The sequence below is a fragment of the Variovorax paradoxus genome, from assembly GCF_030815975.1.
GTDB classification, from domain to species: Bacteria; Pseudomonadota; Gammaproteobacteria; order Burkholderiales; family Burkholderiaceae_C; genus Variovorax; species Variovorax paradoxus_N.
Genome location: NZ_JAUSXL010000001.1, coordinates 614795 through 630869 on the forward strand (window position 1 = coordinate 614795; position 16075 = coordinate 630869).

The window sequence follows — 16075 nt, forward strand, 5'->3', positions numbered from 1 at the left end:
TAGGGAAAAACGACTCCTGCCGAAACGAAGCTGCGGTTTGCGGGGGTGGCGACGGCATGCCGTGCGGTATGCCCTTCATGCGTGCGGCCGTGCACCTCAGTGCGTCGCGGCAAAGTCGACGGGCACGTTTTTGAAGCGCAGCCTGGCTTCGAATGGCCTGGCGTTCCAGGTCCTTGCCGGAGCATGTTGAGCGAATCGAAGGCTTGCATGGCGGCAGGTCGTGGAAGTGGTCGTCGATCCTAGGCAGGTTGGCACGGCATTTGTGTGCGTATGCAGGCGCTCCGCCGCAGCGAATTGCAAAACCGGGGGGTGCTGCAACCGAAGCTTGCAAGTTGCGAAAGAGGCCGATTTCGGTCTGGTGCGGCGCGGCAATGTCGTCCAAGATGGATGCGCCAATCCTTCGCAACAGAGAGTTTTCCCCTATGCCTGAACCCACTTCAAACGCACCCGCCATGGATGGCGTGGTGCTCAGGCCGATGACGGCCGCCGACCTTCCACAGGCGCATGCGCTTTCGGCCGAACTGCGCTGGCCGCACCGCCCTGCCGACTGGGAGCAGGTGTTCTCGCATGCCGACGGCATTGCGGTCGAGCGCGATGGCGAGATCATCGCGACCGGTCTGCGCTGGCGCTGGGGCGAGAGCCACGCCACCATCGGCCTGGTGATCGTCACGCCCGCCTGCCAGGGCCGCCGCATCGGGCACCGCCTGATGAGCGCGCTGCTCGAAGGGCTGGAAGACCGCACGGTGCTGCTGCATGCCACGTCGGAAGGGCGCGGGCTCTACGAGCGGCTGGGCTTCGTGCGAACCGGCGAGATGCGGCAGCACCAGGGCATTGCGCAGCCGGCGCCGCTGGTCGCGCTGCAGCCGGGCTGGCGCCTGCGGCCGGCGGGCCTCAACGAACTGCCGGCGCTGCAGGCGCTCGACGCGGCGGCACGCGGCATGCCGCGCGATGCACTCGTCGGCGAGCTGCTGCAAAGCGCCGATGCCTGCGTGGTGCTCGACCACGATAACGAGCCGAAGGGTTTCGCGATGCTGCGGCGCTTTGGGCGTGGGCATTCGATCGGCCCGGTGGTCGCGCCCGACGCCGAGGGCGCGAAGGCGCTGATCGCGCATCTCGCGGGGCTGAATGCCGGGCACTTCACGCGTATCGACATCGACTTCGACAGCGGCCTGGCCGAATGGCTCGAGAGCATCGGGCTGCTGCGCGTGGATGCGCCGACGACGATGGTGCGGGGTGCGCCGCTTGCTGTTGCGGCGCAAGGGCCGTCGCTGTTCGCGATCGTTACGCAGGCTGTTGGGTAGGGTGAAAGCTTGCTGTTCGGGGCGCTGCTGCTGTTCAGGGCGCGCTCCCGCCGACGGGGTACCTTGCTCCGCGAATGTCCCCCGCCCTTCGGGCTCCTCCTTGATTTCGCTGCGCAAGGCACCCCATCGACGGGAGCGTTGGACAGAGCGGTTGTTGATCAGCTGTACACCAAGAGCGTGCCCTGGTGCACAGGGCATCGGGTACTCCCCGCAGCGAAATAAAGGAGGAGCCGAAGGCGGGGGACATTCGCGGAGGGGAGTACCCGGTGGCCTGTGCACGCGCCCCGAACAACAGCGCCCCGAACAACAGCGCCCCGAACAACAGCACCAAGAACAACAGCGCCAAGAACACACCTCCTCATGAACACCACCTTTCTCTACAAGTCCGACCCCGCGCGCGGCCGCCAATGGGCCGAAGTGTTCAGCCGCCACCGCCCCGACATCGACTTCCGCATCTGGCCCGACATCGGCGACCCGGCCCAGGTGCGCTTTCTCGCAGCCTGGGTGCCGCCGGAAGACATTGCCGAGCGCTTTCCGAACCTCGAAGTGCTGTTCTCCTCGGGCGCGGGTGTAGACCAGTTCGACTTCGCGGCGCTGCCGCCCGAGCTGCCGGTGGTGCGCATGGTCGAGCCCGGCATCGTGCGCGGCATGGTCGAGTACGTGACGCATGCGGTGCTCGGCCTGCACCGCGACATGCCGCAGTACCGGCGCCAGCAGCAGGAAGGCCGGTGGCAGCCGCTGCCGGTGCGGCCCGCAAGCGAGCGGCGCGTGGGTGTCCTGGGGCTGGGCTCTCTCGGCCAGGCCGTGCTGGCGCAGTTGGTCTCATTGGGTTTCGACTGCGCGGGTTGGAGCCGCTCCCGGCACGCCGTCGATGGCGTGCAATGCCATGCAGGCGCCGACGAGCTGCCCGCCTTTCTGGCGCGCACCGACATCCTCGTGTGCCTGCTGCCGCTCACCGATTCGACGCGCGGCTTTCTGAATGCAAGGCTGTTCTCGATGCTGCCGATGGGCGCGGGGCTGGTGCACGTGGGCCGCGGGCCGCACCTGGTCGAATCCGACTTTCTGGAAGCGCTCGCCAGCGGCCAGATCGGCGATGCCGTGCTCGACGTGGCCGACCCCGAGCCGCTGCAGCCCGCGCATGCCTTCTGGCGCCATCCGCGCATCCAGCTCACGCCGCACATCGCGAGCATGACGCAGCCGCTGAGCGCCGCGGAGGCCGTGCTCGACAACCTGCGCCGCTTCGAAGCCGGCGAGCCGATGATCGGCCGCGTCGACCGCGCCAAGGGCTACTGAAGAAAGCCCGGCCGCATGATGTGCTGTGGCGGCGCGCATAACCGCAGCCTGCTTCGCGCGGCGCCCCCAAAGCAGCACCATGCCATGCGGCAGGCGACCTAAGCTCATGGCATCGAAAGCTTCCTTCGCTCTCGCTTCAATCGACACCGCCATGACGCACCCCACCGCATTGCCCCGCCACGCCACGCTCGACGCCATCGACCGCACCCACCTGATCCACCCCGTGTCGCCCTGGCGCACGCACGAGGAGCGCGGCCCCACCGTGCTGGCCTCGGCGCGCGGTGCATGGCTCACGGATGCGAACGGGCATGAACTGCTCGACGCCTTCGCCGGCCTGTGGTGCGTGAACGTGGGCTACGGCCAGGAGAGCGTGGTCCAGGCCGCGGCCGAGCAGATGCGGCGGCTGCCGTACGCCACCGGCTACTTTCACTTCAGCAGCGAGCCGGCCATCCGCCTCGCGGAAAAGCTGGTGCAGATCGCGCCCGCATCGCTGACGCGCGTGTACCTGACGCTCGGTGGCTCCGAGGCGGTCGATGCCGCCGTGCGCTTCATCGTGCAGTACTACAACGCCATCGGCAAGCCGTCGAAAAAGCAGTTCATCGCCTTGGAGCGCGGCTACCACGGCTCGTCCTCGACCGGCGCGGGCCTCACGGCCTTGCCGGTCTTTCATCGCGGCTTCGACCTGCCGCTGCCCACGCAGCACTACATTCCGTCGCCCAACCCCTACCGCCATGCGGACGGCGCCGACCCGCAGGCCTTGATCGCCGCATCGGTGGCCTCGCTGCGCGCCAAGGTGGCAGAGCTCGGCGCGGACAACGTGGCCGCCTTCTTCTGCGAGCCGATCCAGGGTTCGGGCGGCGTCATCGTGCCGCCCAAGGGCTGGCTCAAGGCCATGCGCGATGCCGCGCGCGAGCTCGACATTCTCTTCGTCGTCGACGAGGTCATCACCGGCTTCGGCCGCACCGGCCCCATGTTCGCCTGCGAGGCCGAAGGCGTGGAGCCCGACCTCATGACCATGGCCAAGGGCCTAACCTCCGGCTACGTGCCGATGGGTGCAACGATGCTGTCCGAGAAGGTCTACGCCGGTATTGCCGACGGTGCGCCCGCGGGCGTGCCGATCGGCCACGGCGCGACCTATTCGGCGCATCCGGTGAGCGCCGCGGTCGCGCTCGAGGTGCTGCGCCTGTACGAAGAGGGCGGCGTGCTCGCCAACGGCCAGCGCGGGGCGGCGCATTTCGCGGCCGGGCTCGATGCATTGCGCGCGCACCCCCTGGTCGGCGATTCACGCCATCGCGGCCTGCTCGGCGCGCTGGAGCTGGTGAGCGACAAGCGGAGCAAGCGCGGCTTCGACGCGGCTCTCCGCCTTGCGGACCGCATCTTTGCCGCCGGCTACCGCAACGGCCTGGTGTTTCGCTCCTTCGGCGACCACATCCTCGGTTTTGCGCCGGCGCTCACCTTCACCGAGGACGAGTTCGCCCAGATGTTCGTGCGCCTGAAGAAAACGCTCGACGAGGTGCTGGCCGCCGCCGACGTGCGCGCGGCTCTGGCGGCCTGAGCGGGAAAGCACTGCCCCGGGACCGCGCCGGCAAAGCAGAATCGGATCCTCTTTCGTTTTTCAGGACCGCCATGTCTGAAGCTTTCAAGATCGACCGACTCGACCTGCGCATCCTGGCCCAGCTGCAGCAGAACGGGCGCATGACCAACGTCGACCTCGCGGATGCGGTCGGCCTGTCGCCCAGCCCCTGCCTGATCCGCGTGAAGCGGCTGGAGCAGGCCGGCTACATCGCCGGCTACGGCGCGCACCTGCGGCTCGAGAAGCTCGGCGACACGCTCACCGTGTTTACCGAGGTCACGCTGCAGGACCATCACCGCGAAGACTTCGTGCGCTTCGAGGCCGCGATCCGCGAGGTGGACGAGGTGCTCGAATGCCACCTGGTGAGCGGCGGCTACGACTACCTGCTGCGCTTCCTGACGCGCGGCGTCAACCACTACCAGGAAGTGATCGAGGAGCTGCTCGAACGCAACATCGGCATCTCCAAGTACTTCAGCTACATCGTCATCAAGTCGCCGTTCATCAAGACGCATTGCCCGATCGAACGGCTGTTTCCGCATCCGCGCTGACCGGCGCTTTCGACTGCCCATGCCCGAACAACCCTCGTCCAGTTCCTCTCGCCCGCCGGCCCGCTTCGTGCGGCTCGCAGAAACCGACCGGCCCGCGCTGGCCTTCCAGATCGACGGCCAACCAGCCACCGCGCTGGCAGGCGACACGCTGCTGGTGGCGCTGCTGAGCCAGGGCCGCCGGGTGCGGGACAGCGAGTTCGGCGACGGCGCGCGCGCCGGCTTCTGCCTGATGGGCGCCTGCCAGGACTGCTGGGTGTGGGCCGCGTCGGGCGCGCGGCTGCGTGCCTGCTCGACCGCAGTGGAGGCGGGCATGTCCGTGCTCACGCGGCCACCCGTGGGGCAGTGGCCCATGACACCCGATCTGAAGGAACTGCTGGCACGCCAGGCCGCGGAGAGCGGCGCATGAGCGGCACCTCTTCCGGCGCATCTTCCGGCGCACCGCGCGTGGTCGTGGTGGGTGCCGGGCCCGCGGGCGTGCGCGCGGCGCAGGCATTGGTGCAGGCCGGCGTACGGCCGATCGTGGTCGACGAAGGCCGGCGCGATGGCGGCCAGATCTATCGCCGCCAGCCCGAAGGGTTCAGGCGCCCCTACGCCAAGCTCTATGGCACCGAGGCCGGCAAGGCGCAGGCGCTGCACCGCGACTTCGATGCGCTGCGCGGCCAGGTCGACTACCGCAGCGATACGCTGGCCTGGAACCTCAGCGAAGGCGCGCTGCACGTCGTGCGCGGCGGCGAGCCGCAGGTGCTGCCGTTCGATGCGCTCATCGTCTGCTCCGGCGCCACCGATCGGTTGATGCCCGTGCCGGGCTGGCACCGTGCCGGCTGCTACAGCCTGGGTGCCTCGCAGATCGCGCTGAAGGCGCAGGCCTGTGCGATCGGTGCGCGCACCGTCTTTCTCGGCAGCGGTCCGCTGCTGTACCTCGTCGCCTCGCAATATGTGCAGGCCGGCGCGCAGGTGATGGCCGTGCTCGACACCTCGCCATCGGCCAAGAGCTGGGGCGCGATGGCCGGGCTGCTCGCGCGGCCGCGGCTCGCGTTGCGCGGGCTGGCATTGATCCGCGACTTGCGCCGTGCCGGTGTGAAGGTGCTGCAGGGCGTGGTGCCGCTGCGCATCGACGGCGACGACAGCGCGGGCGTGCAGGCCGTGGCCGTGCGCGATGCCCAAGGCCACGCGCATCGCTTCGAATGCGACGCGGTCGGCCTCGGCTGGCATCTGCGCGCCGAAACGCAACTGGCCGACCTGGCGCGCTGCGAGTTCGACTTCGAGCCGGTCAGCCGCCAATGGCTGCCGCGCATCGATGCCGACGGGCGCAGCAGCACGCGCGGCGTGTACCTGGCGGGCGATGGCGCCCGCATCCTCGGCGCCGATGGTGCGGAGACCGCCGGCCGGCTGGCGGCGCTCGCGGCACTGGCCGACCTGGGCCACGCGACGGGCAGGGCGCTCCACGACGCGGAAGCAAGTGCATTGCGGCGTACGCTGGCGCAAATGAACCGCTTTCGCGAAGGCCTGGCGCGCGCCTTTCCATGGCCGCATGCGCAAGCCGCCGCGCTGCCCGACGATGCCGTGGTGTGCCGCTGCGAAAGCGTCACGGCCGGCGAGCTTCGCCGCTGCGTCAACGAGATGGACAGCCGCGAAGTCAACCGCGCCAAGGCCTTCAGCCGTGTCGGCATGGGCCGCTGCCAGGGCCGCTTCTGCGGCCATGCCTCGGCCGAGATCGTCGCGCAGGCCAGTGGCGTGCCGATCGAACTCGTGGGCCGCCTGCGCTCGCAGGCGCCGGTCAAGCCCTTGGCGATGAGCACGCGCGAGGTTCAGGCATGAGCGAAATCACCAACACCGACGTGCTGATCCTGGGCGGTGGCCTCATGGGCACCACCGCCGCCTTCTTCCTGCGCCGGCAGCACGGCCTGTCGGTCACGCTGCTCGAGCGCGAACTGGTGGGCCGCCAGGCCAGCGGCACCAACTTCGGCAATGTGCGCCGGCAGGGCCGCGCGCTGGAACAGATGCCGCTGGCCAACCGCGCGCGCGCCGTGTGGGGCCGCGTGAAGGAACTGCTGGGCGAAGACCTGGAGTTCGTGCCCTACGGCCACTTGCGCGTCTGCTACACCGACAAGCAGGCCGCCGCGCTCGAGCAGCATGCGCGGGACGTGAAGCCGTTTGGCCTCGACCTCGAACTCTTCAACGCCGGGCAGCTGCGCAAGCGCTGGGGCATCTTCGCGCCCGAGGTGGTGAGCGGCTCGCTTTCGCCGAACGACGGCCATGCCAATCCGCGCCTGGCCGGGCCGGCCTTCGCAAGGGCGGCCCGGCGGGCCGGCGCGAACATCGTCGAGCAGGCCGAGGTGATGCAGGTCGAGCACGACGCCGCGGGCTTCACGGCCCATACGGCCGACGGGCGGCGCTTTCGCGCGGCGCAGCTGCTGGTGGCCTGCGGTGCCTGGTCGAACCGCATGGCCGAACAGTTCGGCGAGGCCGTGCCGATGGAGGCGCGCGGCCCGCAGATGGGCGTGACCGAGCCGCTGCCCTACGCCATCGGTCCGTCGATCGGTCTGTCTTCGCCGATCGAGCATGAAGGCCTGTACTTCCGCCAGATCGCGCGCGGCAACATCGTCTTCGGCGGCGGGCTCAAGGGGCCGGCGCATGCGGACCACATCCGCGCCTACGTCAGGCCGGACAACGTGCTGCGGCAGCTGCGCGAGCTGCGCCGCTTCGTGCCGGCCTTCGCGCATGTGCAATTGATCCGCGTGTGGAGCGGCATCGAGGGCTACACCGCCGACTGGCAGCCCGTGATGGGCCCCAGCGCGCGCGTGCCGGGGCTGCACTATGCCTTCGGCTTCAACGGCGAAGGCTTCGCGATCAGCCCCGGCGTGGGCGAGACCATGGCCGAACTGATCGCCACCGGACGGACTTCGACGCCGATCGGGAGCTTCTCGATCGGGCGCTTCGCGTCCGAGTTGGCGAGGCAGGCTGCCTGAGGCGTTCAGGGTCTCACGAGCAGCCAAATGTTCTTCAACCTGGTTGCAGCCGCCCCGCTTGGCGCCAGGCATTCGCGGCGATCATCGCCGCGCCGGCAAGGCAAAGGACTGCCAGCAAAACCAGCGCAGAACTGGCCCCTTGGGTAAAGGCGGCCACATCCGCATTCGAAAGTCCCGGGCCGCCATTTCCCAGAATCGTGCGTTGCGAGCCGGAAGAAAGCTGGGCCAGCGCCACGCTCAGCGTCAGCGCCGTTCCCACCATGATGCCGGTGTTCTGCAGCGTCGACCGAACGCCATTGGCGATGCCCCGGCGCTGGGGGACCACGCTCTGGAGGATCGACGTGTTGTTCGGCGTCACGAAGCTCCCGATGCCCAGGCCAAGCATCCAGAGGCACAGCGACAGCTGCACGGTACCGATCGCCGGCTGCAGCAGTGCGGCCAGCAGCGCCAGGGCGCATCCTGCGAGCAGCATGCCGCCCACGCAGATGGATTCGGGCCTGAAGCGTCGCGTCAGGGCACCTGCCACCGGCGCAGCCATCAGCATGCCGAAGGCCACCGGTGCGATGCGCAGGCCCGCCTGCGATGGCGGCAGGCCTGCACAAGCCTGCAGGTACAGGGCCATCAGCAGCAGGGGCGCCGCCTGCGCCATCGACAGCAGCAGGATGGCCGCGTAGGCGCTACGGCGTCCCGGGTCGCTGAACAGCGAGGGGTCGACCAACGGGCTGGCCACGCGCATTTGAACGCCGGCGAAAAGGGCGATGGCGCAAAGCCCTGCGAGCATGAATGCCCACACCGGTGTGCTGGTCCATCCGTTGGGCCCTGCCATCGAGAGCGCATAGGTCACGCATCCGATGCCGACGAGGGACAGCGCCGCGCCTGCGAGGTCGAAGCGCTCGGCCCGGGCGGCCGCGCCCTTTGGCAGGATTTTCCAGGACCACGCCAGCACGCCAAGCCCGATCGGCACGTTGAGCATGAAGAGGACGCGCCATCCCCACCACGACACGACGAAGCCGCCCGCCAGCGGGCCCACGACCTGGGCCAGCGCTGCGACCATGGCGAGCACGCCGAGTGCCAATCCCATCTTGCGGCGGCCGAAGGCATCGCCCACCAAGGCGCTGGCGTTGGCCATGACGCCGGCCGCACCGACGGCCTGAGCGATGCGGCTCGCCAGCATCAGTTCCGCGGTGGGTGCGAAGGCGCATGCCGCGCAAGCGGCCACGAAAAGCCCCAGGCCCGCGAGGAAGAGCCGGCGCCGTCCCCAGAGATCGGCCAGGCGTCCGAAGCTCAGGATGCAGACGGTGCTCACCAGCATGTAGGACAGCAGGATCCAGCTTGCCTGCGTCGGCGAGGCGTGCAGGCTCCGCGCCACGGCAGGCAGTGCGACATTGAGTGCGCTGAGGTTGAGAAAACACAGCAGCGCGCCCGAACTGGCGGCGACGAGCACCGCCCAGCCCGTCCTGTCAGCGTCATCGTCGTCTGCCATCATCGATTCAGTCTTCGCTCCTGAACCCCGAGGCCTTGACGATGGGGCGCCAGTACGCCCGGTCCTCGCTCATGATCCGCGTCACTTCCGCGCCGGGGAGCCCCGTGGCCTCGAGACCCATGCGGTCGACCTGTGCGCGCACCTGCGGATTGCGCATGGCCGCGAGAAGGGCCGCTTCCAGCTTTGCGGCCACGTCCTTCGGCGTGCCCGCCGGCACGAAGGCGGCATAGGCGGCGTTGGCGCGGTCGAAGGCGTCGTAGCCCGATTCCTTGATGGTCGGAACGTCGGGCAGCCAGCTCAATCGCCGGGTCCCGGCCACGCCCAGGATCCGCAGCTTGCCCGCGCGGTGGAGCTCGAGCTGGCTGGCCAGCGCATCGGCAGCGAGCGGCACGTGACCTCCGATGATGTCGGTCGCCAGCGGCGCGCCGCCCTTGTAGGTGACCGGCGCGAGCGGCACGCCGATGGCCTTGGACAGCTGCAGCACGCTGAAGTGCAGTCCGCCTCCGAGGTTGGTCAACCCCACGCTCGCGCCGGCGGGATTCTTCCTGACCCAGGCGACGTATTCGGGAAGCGTCTTGAACGGCTGGCCTGTGCCGGCCGAAAGGACGCTGGGCACGTTCGCGAGGTGCGCGATGGGGATGAAGTCCTTCTCGACGTCGTAGTTCAGCCGCGCATAGGTCATCGGAAAGAGAACGAAGGGCGGCGTTGCGCCCAGCAGGATGGTGCGGCCATCGGGCCGTGCGGCCTTGACGGCCTCGATGGAAATCCGCGTCGAGGCGCCGGGCCGGTTCTCCACCAGCACGGGTTCCTTGAGCGTGGTGCGCAAGTCCTCGGCCAGCGAGCGTGCCAGGTTGTCGAGGGCGCCACCGGGTGGAAAGCCGATGACCAGCCGGATGGGCGCATTGCTGTCGGCATGCGCGGCGGCGCCGATCAAGGCGATCGACGCACCGAGGAAAAGTGTCCTGAGAAACGAGGCCATGGTGGGAGTACCTCCAAAAGTTGGGATGAGAGCGGGAGAGGGGATCAGAAGGCGAGGGTGGGCAGCGCGTTCGCCGGCCGGTGCGCGGCTTCGAAGGACGCCGCGGCCTGCAGCAGCTGCAGGTCCTCGCGGAACCGGCCGACAAGCTGCATGCCGATGGGCAGGCCGTCGCGGCCCGCGCCGCACGGCAGGCTGATGGCGGGGTGGCCCGTGAGGTTGAAGGGCATCGTCCAGGGAAACCAGTTCGGCCGCACCTCGGCATACGCTTGCCCATCGATCTCGATGCGGCCGAACAGGTCCTGGTCGATCGGCAGGGCCGTGCGCGAGAGCGTGGGCGTGAAGATGAAGTCGTGGCTCTCCAGTTGGGCTTGGACCTTGCGAAAGAGCGCGGTCCTGGCAAACATGGCCTGCTGGAAGGCGACCCCGTCGACGTGCTGCGCGAGTTCGAGCTGTTGCAGCAACGATGGACTCAACTGGTCGGCATGGGCTGCGGCCAGCGGCGCGAAGCGGCCGCGCCAGCTGGTGTGGTTGATCACCCGCCACACCGGCTCGACGTCGTATCCGTCGCTCGACATCTCTTCGAGGTCTGCGCCCATCGAACGCAATGTGGCAAGGGCGGCTTCGAAGGCGGTGGCGACGTCGGCGGAGATCGGACGTCCCTCGAGCGTTGCGCAGTAAAGAATCCGCTTGCCGCGAAGATCGCCACCGGGCTGCAGCGCGTCGAAGTAGCGTTGCGCCGGCACACCCAGTGACCAGGGGTCCGACCCATGGGCGCCGGTCATGGCCTGCAGCATGAGCGCCGTGTCGGCCACGTTGCGCGTGGTGGGCGTCACGTAGGTGTAGTTGCCGAAGGCGTCCTGCACCTGGCTGTGGGGCACCACGCCCAGGCTCTGCTTCAAACCGACGACGCCGTTGCAGGCGGCGGGAATGCGGGTCGAGCCTCCGCCGTCGGTGGCGATGGCCAGCGGCGCGATGCCCGCTGCGATGGAAGCAGCTGCCCCGCCGCTCGAGCCGCCGCTTGTGCGCGTCGCATCCCAGGCGTTGCGGGTGCTGCCGAACAGCGGCGCGTCGGTCAGGCACTTGGCGCCGAACTCGGAGGTGGTCGTCTTGCCGATGAGGATGCCGCCCGCCTGGCGCATGCGCGCCACAGCCACGGCGTCTTGCGCGGGAACGTGGTCGCGATGCAGCAAGGAACCGTAGGTCGTCCTGACGTTCTCGGTGTCGACGATGTCCTTCACCGTGAAGGGCAGGCCGTGCAGCAGGCCCAGTGCCTCGCCTCTCATCACGGCACTTTCCGCCTCGCGGGCCTGAACCATGGCCTGCTCGTGGCAGAGCGTGATGAAGCAGTTCAGGTGCGGCTGGACCGCGTCGGCGCGGCGCAATACTTCTTCGACGATCTCCACCGGCGAGAGCTGGCGCTGCGCGACGAGCGTGCGCATCGCCGCGGCGGACATTTCACAGATCTCGGACTTCGGAAGACGCGGAAACTTTTCTTTCATGCGCAAATGATTGACGCACCGCACCATCGGGTCCAATACTGTTTTTCTGAAAAGGCATATGAGCAGCGTATGGCAGCACCAGACTTCAGGACGCTCCGCTATTTCGTGGCTGTGGCCGAGGAACGCAGCGTGGGCAAGGCGGCACGCCGGCTCAACATGGCCCAGCCGCCGCTGTCGGTTCACATCAAGAACCTGGAGGCGGCGGTGGGCACGCCGCTGTTTCGCAGGGCGGCACGCGGCATGGAAATCACCGATGCCGGCAATGCGCTCTTCCAGCGCGCGAAGGAAGCACTGCTGCTGGCCAATGAAGGATTCGACGCGGCACGGGCGATCGGGTCGGGCCGCAGGGGCCGGCTCACGATCGGGACCATGGTCGTGCTGTCCTACCTGGTGCTTCCCCGTTTGGAAAACCTGCTTCGGGCGAAACTGCCGGACGTGGAAATCCAGTATGTGGAACTGAATGCCGTCAACAACGTCTCGGCCATCGCCGACTCGGACGTGTCCGTGGCGATCTGCATCCCGCCCGTCGCCCAGGCGGGCATCGCGGTCGAGCGCATCGGAACCCAGCCGCTGATGCTGGCCGTGCGTGCGGATTCGCCATTGGCCCGCATGTCCAGCATTCCAATGGGGCGGCTTTCAGGCATGCCCCTCGTCGGGCTGCCTGTGCCGGATGGTGACGTCGACAAATTCGTCGTCGCCTCGATGCTTCGGCGGCACGACGTCAGCATGCCGATTGCGCAACGCGTCGAGACCATGGTGTCGGCGCTGGCGCTCGTGCTGGCGGGCAAGGGCGTGGCCATCCTGCCCGCCTGCGCCCGGATCGGCCGCCCGCCGGGCGTGGTGTTCAGGCCGCTGCGGAACGTCGACGCAAAGATGGACATCGCCGCCTGCTGGCGCAGCGATTGGCAGAGTCCCCTGATCGAGCCGTTCCTGGCCTGTGCGCGCGCGGCCCTGCGGCAGGCTGCATAGCCAAAGGCCAGGAGACGGGGCAGGACGTGCGCCGGCCTGGCTGCTAGATGTGAAACGCAGCCAGCACCCCCACCACAAGCCCCCCGGCCGCCACGCCGAACATGGCGCGCTCAAGCCACTTCTTCTTCGTCAGCAACGCAATGGCGGCAAGCGCAATCGACACCTGCAGCACGGTCGTCGCCTGGGCCCAGCGATGGTGCTGGTGCATTTGCTCTTCCGACTGGGCGTCCCATTGGCTCGCCTCGGCTTCCAGCTTCTTCGCGGCGGCCTGGATGTCGGTCTTCTCCTGCTCGTAGCGTGCCACCTTGACCTGCCAGCCCTGCTTGCGAACGTCGTCGGTCGCGGTGTCGCGCGCGAATTCGGCGAGCGCCTGCTTGGTGCTTTTCGACTGGAAGTAATTCCACTGGTTCGACGCCTCGGTCTTCTTGATCGCGGCGTTGTTCTTGTAGAGCCCGGCGTTCGCCTGCGTGGCTCCGCCCATGTACGAGAAGATGGCGCCGACGGTGGCGATGACAGCTGTACACACCGCGATCTTGCTCGTCATGCTCATGCCACCGGACGCTGAGGCCGCCCCGCCGTCCGCATGACCGTGGCCGTCGCCATGGCCGCCGGATGCCGCATGTTCAAGTTCGTGGTCGTGCGGGCCGTGCACGTGAAAGCCGTGTCCTGACATGGGATCCTTGTTGAAATAGGGTTTCTTGGAACGCGTGCGAGTATGCCCTCCCGCAAGCGAAAGTATTCACGCGCTGCGCTCGGGAGCCGGTGCCTGCATGCGCCGCCACCATGCGGGCATTTGCGCGGGACCAGGTGAGGGCGGCTCCGTGCGAGGGGCTGAACTGAGTAATGCCGTATTTGCTATAAATGTATGGCCTCGCAGTCGAAGCTCGAATATATTTATGTCATATACGATATTTATGGCGCTCTGTGCTTATGCTTTATTTGCTATAGTTTGACCGAACACGCAGCAAGCTGCATGGATTTCTATATCAAATAAAGCATATGAACAGTCTGCCTGATCTTGGTCGTGCGCTGGCGCGCTTGCGCAAGGAGCGCGGCATGACCCAGAAGGAGCTCGCCGCCTTGAGCGGCCTGGGCCAATCCACCCTTGCACGCTTCGAGACGGGCGGTGTCGCCGAGTTCGGCTCGCGCAAGCTGCTGCGTCTGCTGGAGGTGCTCGGCCACGAGATGAGCTACATGCCGATGAAGCGCAGCTTCACGCTCGATGACGCGCTGGCGGAGCGGCAACGCGCCTTCGCGCAGGACAGCAGCGAAGCGCACGGATGAAGCTGCACGTCTTCGTTCATGACAAGCCGGTGGCGACCCTGGAGTCTGCCGATGGTTTTCGCCACGTCATGGCCTATCACCCGGACGTCGAACCCGAGCAGTTCGTCTCGCTGCTGATGCCTGCGCGGACGGAGTCCTATGCCTATCCCGACCTTCATCCCGTCTTTCGGATGAACCTGCCGGAGGGCTTCCTGCTGTCGATCCTGCAGGAGCAATTGGGGCCGCAGGTCGGTGCATCGCCGCTCAACCTACTGTCGGTGGTGGGGCGCAACGCCATCGGACGCGTGAAGGTCGCCATGCCCGGCGCCGACCCGACACAGCCACCCGTGCCCTTCGAATTGGCGGGAATCTTGCGCGGCGACAACTCCGAGGCGGCCTTTGTCGACCTGGTGCGCCGATACGCCGTGTCCGGGGTGTCTGGCATCGTCCCCAAGTTCCTGTCGCCCCACACGCTGACCGAATACGGCAAAGGGACGCTGGCCACCGATCGGTACATCATCAAGGGGGCCACCGCTCGGCTCCCGGGCATCGCGCTCAATGAGCACCTGTGCATGGAAGTGTCGCGCCAGGCCGGCATTCCTGCCGCGATGACCGAAGTTTCCGAGGACGGTCAAGCGCTCGTGGTGCATCGCTTCGACTTCGACGACGACGGCGTCACACGCAAAGGCATGGAAGATCTTTGCAGTCTGCTGTCGCTGCGGCCTGAAGAAAAGTACCAGTCGACCTGGGAGCGTGTGGTCGGCCGCATCAAGGATGTGGTGGATTCGCCGGCGCAACAGAATGCGGCGCTGTCGCAGCTGGCGGATCTGCTGCTGCTGACCTATGCGCTGCGCAACGCGGACTGCCACACCAAGAACGTCGCGCTGATCTATGCGTCGCGCGAGCGCATCGCCTTGGCTCCCGTCTACGACATGTTGACCACGACGGTCTACAACGACTATGCGAAGAATCCGCCGGCTATGCCTGTCGAAGGGCGCAGCACCTGGATGCCCGGCAAGGCGTTGGAAAGGTTTCTGCAGACACGCTGCGGCGTGATGCCTGCCCAGACCAAAGAGCGCGTGGATCGCATCTGCGAGTCCATTGTCCGCGTGACCCCGCAGGTGGTCGAGGCGGCCGGCCGCTACCCCGGATTCCGCGAGACGGGCAAGCGGATGCTGCATGCCTGGAACGCCGGAATGAACAGCCTGCGCCTGCAGAGGACCTGGAGCCTGCCGTCGCTGGATGTCGCGATCAAGCGGGCGCGTTTCTCGGATGTGAAGCCGGTGGTGACGACCCCGCGAGAAAAGATGGGCCGCTCGCCGCTTCTGGGGAAGCGCTGACGCCGCGCAGAAAGTCGCTGGGGCGCAATGGTCAGCGGCCCGCCTCGACGGCATCCGCGAGTTCGGCCAGCGTGTGGAAGTGGTAGTCGGGCTCGGTGCGTTTCGACTCGATGGTGCCGCCGGACCCCTTCTGCGCATGGCGGCGCTCGATCCAGCAGGTGGTGATGCCCAATTGCTTGGCAATGCCGATGTCGTGGTACTGGCTTTGCGCCACGTGCAGGTTGTCCGCCTGCTTGTAGCCCCAGGCGCCTTCGAAGCGGCCGCGTGCATAGGCGAAGTAGCGCGCGTCGGGCTTTTCGCACAGCGCATCGTCGCAGCTCAGCAGCATGTCGAAGGGCGAGCCCAGCGTCTTGTCGAAATGAGCCAGCGCCCATTGCTGCGCGTTGGTCATCGTGACCAGCTTGAAGCGCTTGCGCAGCCGTTTCAGTGCCTCCACCGAATCGGCGAAGGCCGGCCATTGCGCCACCGAGTCGCGCAGGCCGCGCGCCAGCGCATCGCTGTCGGGCAGGCCCAGCGCGGGCGCGATCGCGTGCCAGCAGCGCTCCAGGTCGTCGGGGTACCACCCGGCCTTGCCGTCGGCGCGTGCCTGGCGGTAGGCGGCCAAGAAGTCGTCGTCGCTCACGCGGGCATCGGGCACCGCCGAGCGCAGGTAGGCCAGCATGCCGCCCTCGAAATCGATCAACGTGCCGACGACGTCGAAGGTGAGAACCTTGAAATCCTGCAGGGACATGGGAACAGCTCCAATCGAGATGAAAAAGGCGCGGGTGCCGCAGCGGCGAAGAGACGACAAGCGTCGTTCGCCACGAGCATAGGAGCCTTGCTGTTCCTTTTCGGATCGAAGTGGGCGCGCGAATCAGC

The 16075-nt window shown here is 67.6% G+C and carries 15 protein-coding genes; 10 read left to right on the plus strand and 5 right to left on the minus strand.

Annotated features, from left to right (window positions below):
* Window positions 1-422 precede the first annotated feature (422 nt).
* From QFZ47_RS02960 to QFZ47_RS02990, 7 genes are all read left to right on the plus strand, one after another.
* Window positions 423-1301, plus strand: coding sequence for a GNAT family N-acetyltransferase (locus QFZ47_RS02960; protein WP_307654204.1), 879 nt, complete (start codon window positions 423-425; stop codon window positions 1299-1301).
* A gap of 360 nt (window positions 1302-1661) precedes the next feature.
* Window positions 1662-2594 carry a 2-hydroxyacid dehydrogenase gene (locus QFZ47_RS02965; RefSeq protein WP_307654205.1) on the plus strand — a complete coding sequence of 311 codons (933 nt, stop codon included), beginning with the start codon at window positions 1662-1664 and terminating at the stop codon, window positions 2592-2594.
* 151 nt (window positions 2595-2745) lie between these two features.
* A complete protein-coding gene (locus QFZ47_RS02970) occupies window positions 2746-4149 on the plus strand; it encodes an aspartate aminotransferase family protein (protein ID WP_307654206.1) in 1404 nt (467 codons plus the stop codon).
* A 71-nt stretch (window positions 4150-4220) separates the two neighbouring features.
* Window positions 4221-4715, plus strand: coding sequence for an Lrp/AsnC family transcriptional regulator (locus QFZ47_RS02975; RefSeq protein ID WP_015865681.1), 495 nt, complete (start codon window positions 4221-4223; stop codon window positions 4713-4715).
* 19 nt (window positions 4716-4734) lie between these two features.
* Window positions 4735-5121: a (2Fe-2S)-binding protein gene (locus tag QFZ47_RS02980; protein ID WP_307654207.1), complete on the plus strand. Its 387-nt coding sequence runs from the start codon at window positions 4735-4737 to the stop codon at window positions 5119-5121.
* Window positions 5118-6533: an FAD/NAD(P)-dependent oxidoreductase gene (locus QFZ47_RS02985; RefSeq protein ID WP_307654208.1), complete on the plus strand. Its 1416-nt coding sequence runs from the start codon at window positions 5118-5120 to the stop codon at window positions 6531-6533. Before QFZ47_RS02980 ends, QFZ47_RS02985 begins: the two co-directional genes overlap by 4 nt.
* A complete protein-coding gene (locus QFZ47_RS02990; protein WP_307654209.1) occupies window positions 6530-7684 on the plus strand; it encodes an NAD(P)/FAD-dependent oxidoreductase in 1155 nt (384 codons plus the stop codon). Before QFZ47_RS02985 ends, QFZ47_RS02990 begins: the two co-directional genes overlap by 4 nt.
* A 34-nt stretch (window positions 7685-7718) precedes the next feature.
* Here the strand turns inward: QFZ47_RS02990 and QFZ47_RS02995 are convergent, their stop codons facing one another.
* From QFZ47_RS02995 to QFZ47_RS03005, 3 genes are read right to left on the minus strand one after another with little or no spacing between them, the layout of a single operon-like run.
* Complete coding sequence (locus QFZ47_RS02995; RefSeq protein WP_307654210.1) at window positions 7719-9167, minus strand: MFS transporter; 1449 nt, start codon at window positions 9165-9167, stop codon at window positions 7719-7721.
* A gap of 7 nt (window positions 9168-9174) precedes the next feature.
* On the minus strand, window positions 9175-10146 hold the full coding sequence (locus tag QFZ47_RS03000; RefSeq protein ID WP_307654211.1) for a tripartite tricarboxylate transporter substrate-binding protein: 972 nt from the start codon (window positions 10144-10146) through the stop codon (window positions 9175-9177).
* A gap of 44 nt (window positions 10147-10190) precedes the next feature.
* Entirely contained in the window at window positions 10191-11600 is a 1410-nt protein-coding gene (locus QFZ47_RS03005; RefSeq protein ID WP_307654212.1) for an amidase, read from the minus strand.
* Window positions 11601-11714: 114 nt separating this feature from the next.
* On the opposite strand from QFZ47_RS03005, the gene QFZ47_RS03010 reads away from it, so the two are divergent.
* The gene (locus QFZ47_RS03010) at window positions 11715-12614 is read left to right on the plus strand and encodes a LysR family transcriptional regulator (protein WP_307654213.1); all 900 of its coding nucleotides are present in this window, start codon (window positions 11715-11717) and stop codon (window positions 12612-12614) included.
* A 43-nt stretch (window positions 12615-12657) separates the two neighbouring features.
* On the opposite strand, the gene QFZ47_RS03015 is transcribed toward QFZ47_RS03010, so the two are convergent.
* Window positions 12658-13287, minus strand: coding sequence for a DUF4337 domain-containing protein (locus QFZ47_RS03015; protein WP_307654214.1), 630 nt, complete (start codon window positions 13285-13287; stop codon window positions 12658-12660).
* A 326-nt stretch (window positions 13288-13613) separates the two neighbouring features.
* Between QFZ47_RS03015 and QFZ47_RS03020 the strand changes: the two genes are divergently transcribed.
* Window positions 13614-13898 carry a helix-turn-helix domain-containing protein gene (locus tag QFZ47_RS03020; protein WP_307654215.1) on the plus strand — a complete coding sequence of 95 codons (285 nt, stop codon included), beginning with the start codon at window positions 13614-13616 and terminating at the stop codon, window positions 13896-13898.
* Window positions 13895-15217 (plus strand): type II toxin-antitoxin system HipA family toxin, encoded by a 1323-nt coding sequence (locus QFZ47_RS03025; RefSeq protein WP_307654216.1) that lies wholly within the window; start codon window positions 13895-13897, stop codon window positions 15215-15217. The genes QFZ47_RS03020 and QFZ47_RS03025 overlap by 4 nt, the downstream gene beginning before the upstream one ends.
* A gap of 31 nt (window positions 15218-15248) precedes the next feature.
* Here the strand turns inward: QFZ47_RS03025 and QFZ47_RS03030 are convergent, their stop codons facing one another.
* Window positions 15249-15947 carry an HAD-IA family hydrolase gene (locus QFZ47_RS03030; protein ID WP_307654217.1) on the minus strand — a complete coding sequence of 233 codons (699 nt, stop codon included), beginning with the start codon at window positions 15945-15947 and terminating at the stop codon, window positions 15249-15251.
* Between the last annotated feature and the right edge of the window lie 128 nt (window positions 15948-16075).

What these genes read in the sequence shown, in the direction of transcription:
- QFZ47_RS02960 (WP_307654204.1), top strand. Translation starts at nt 423, where the DNA reads ATGCCTGAACCCACTTCAAACGCACCCGCCATGGATGGCGTGGTGCTC.
- QFZ47_RS02965 (WP_307654205.1), top strand. Translation starts at nt 1,662, where the DNA reads ATGAACACCACCTTTCTCTACAAGTCCGACCCCGCGCGCGGCCGCCAA.
- QFZ47_RS02970 (WP_307654206.1), top strand. Translation starts at nt 2,746, where the DNA reads ATGACGCACCCCACCGCATTGCCCCGCCACGCCACGCTCGACGCCATC.
- QFZ47_RS02975 (WP_015865681.1), top strand. Translation starts at nt 4,221, where the DNA reads ATGTCTGAAGCTTTCAAGATCGACCGACTCGACCTGCGCATCCTGGCC.
- QFZ47_RS02980 (WP_307654207.1), top strand. Translation starts at nt 4,735, where the DNA reads ATGCCCGAACAACCCTCGTCCAGTTCCTCTCGCCCGCCGGCCCGCTTC.
- QFZ47_RS02985 (WP_307654208.1), top strand. Translation starts at nt 5,118, where the DNA reads ATGAGCGGCACCTCTTCCGGCGCATCTTCCGGCGCACCGCGCGTGGTC.
- QFZ47_RS02990 (WP_307654209.1), top strand. Translation starts at nt 6,530, where the DNA reads ATGAGCGAAATCACCAACACCGACGTGCTGATCCTGGGCGGTGGCCTC.
- QFZ47_RS02995 (WP_307654210.1), bottom strand. Translation starts at nt 9,167, where the DNA reads ATGGCAGACGACGATGACGCTGACAGGACGGGCTGGGCGGTGCTCGTC.
- QFZ47_RS03000 (WP_307654211.1), bottom strand. Translation starts at nt 10,146, where the DNA reads ATGGCCTCGTTTCTCAGGACACTTTTCCTCGGTGCGTCGATCGCCTTG.
- QFZ47_RS03005 (WP_307654212.1), bottom strand. Translation starts at nt 11,600, where the DNA reads ATGTCCGCCGCGGCGATGCGCACGCTCGTCGCGCAGCGCCAGCTCTCG.
- QFZ47_RS03010 (WP_307654213.1), top strand. Translation starts at nt 11,715, where the DNA reads ATGGCAGCACCAGACTTCAGGACGCTCCGCTATTTCGTGGCTGTGGCC.
- QFZ47_RS03015 (WP_307654214.1), bottom strand. Translation starts at nt 13,287, where the DNA reads ATGTCAGGACACGGCTTTCACGTGCACGGCCCGCACGACCACGAACTT.
- QFZ47_RS03020 (WP_307654215.1), top strand. Translation starts at nt 13,614, where the DNA reads ATGAACAGTCTGCCTGATCTTGGTCGTGCGCTGGCGCGCTTGCGCAAG.
- QFZ47_RS03025 (WP_307654216.1), top strand. Translation starts at nt 13,895, where the DNA reads ATGAAGCTGCACGTCTTCGTTCATGACAAGCCGGTGGCGACCCTGGAG.
- QFZ47_RS03030 (WP_307654217.1), bottom strand. Translation starts at nt 15,947, where the DNA reads ATGTCCCTGCAGGATTTCAAGGTTCTCACCTTCGACGTCGTCGGCACG.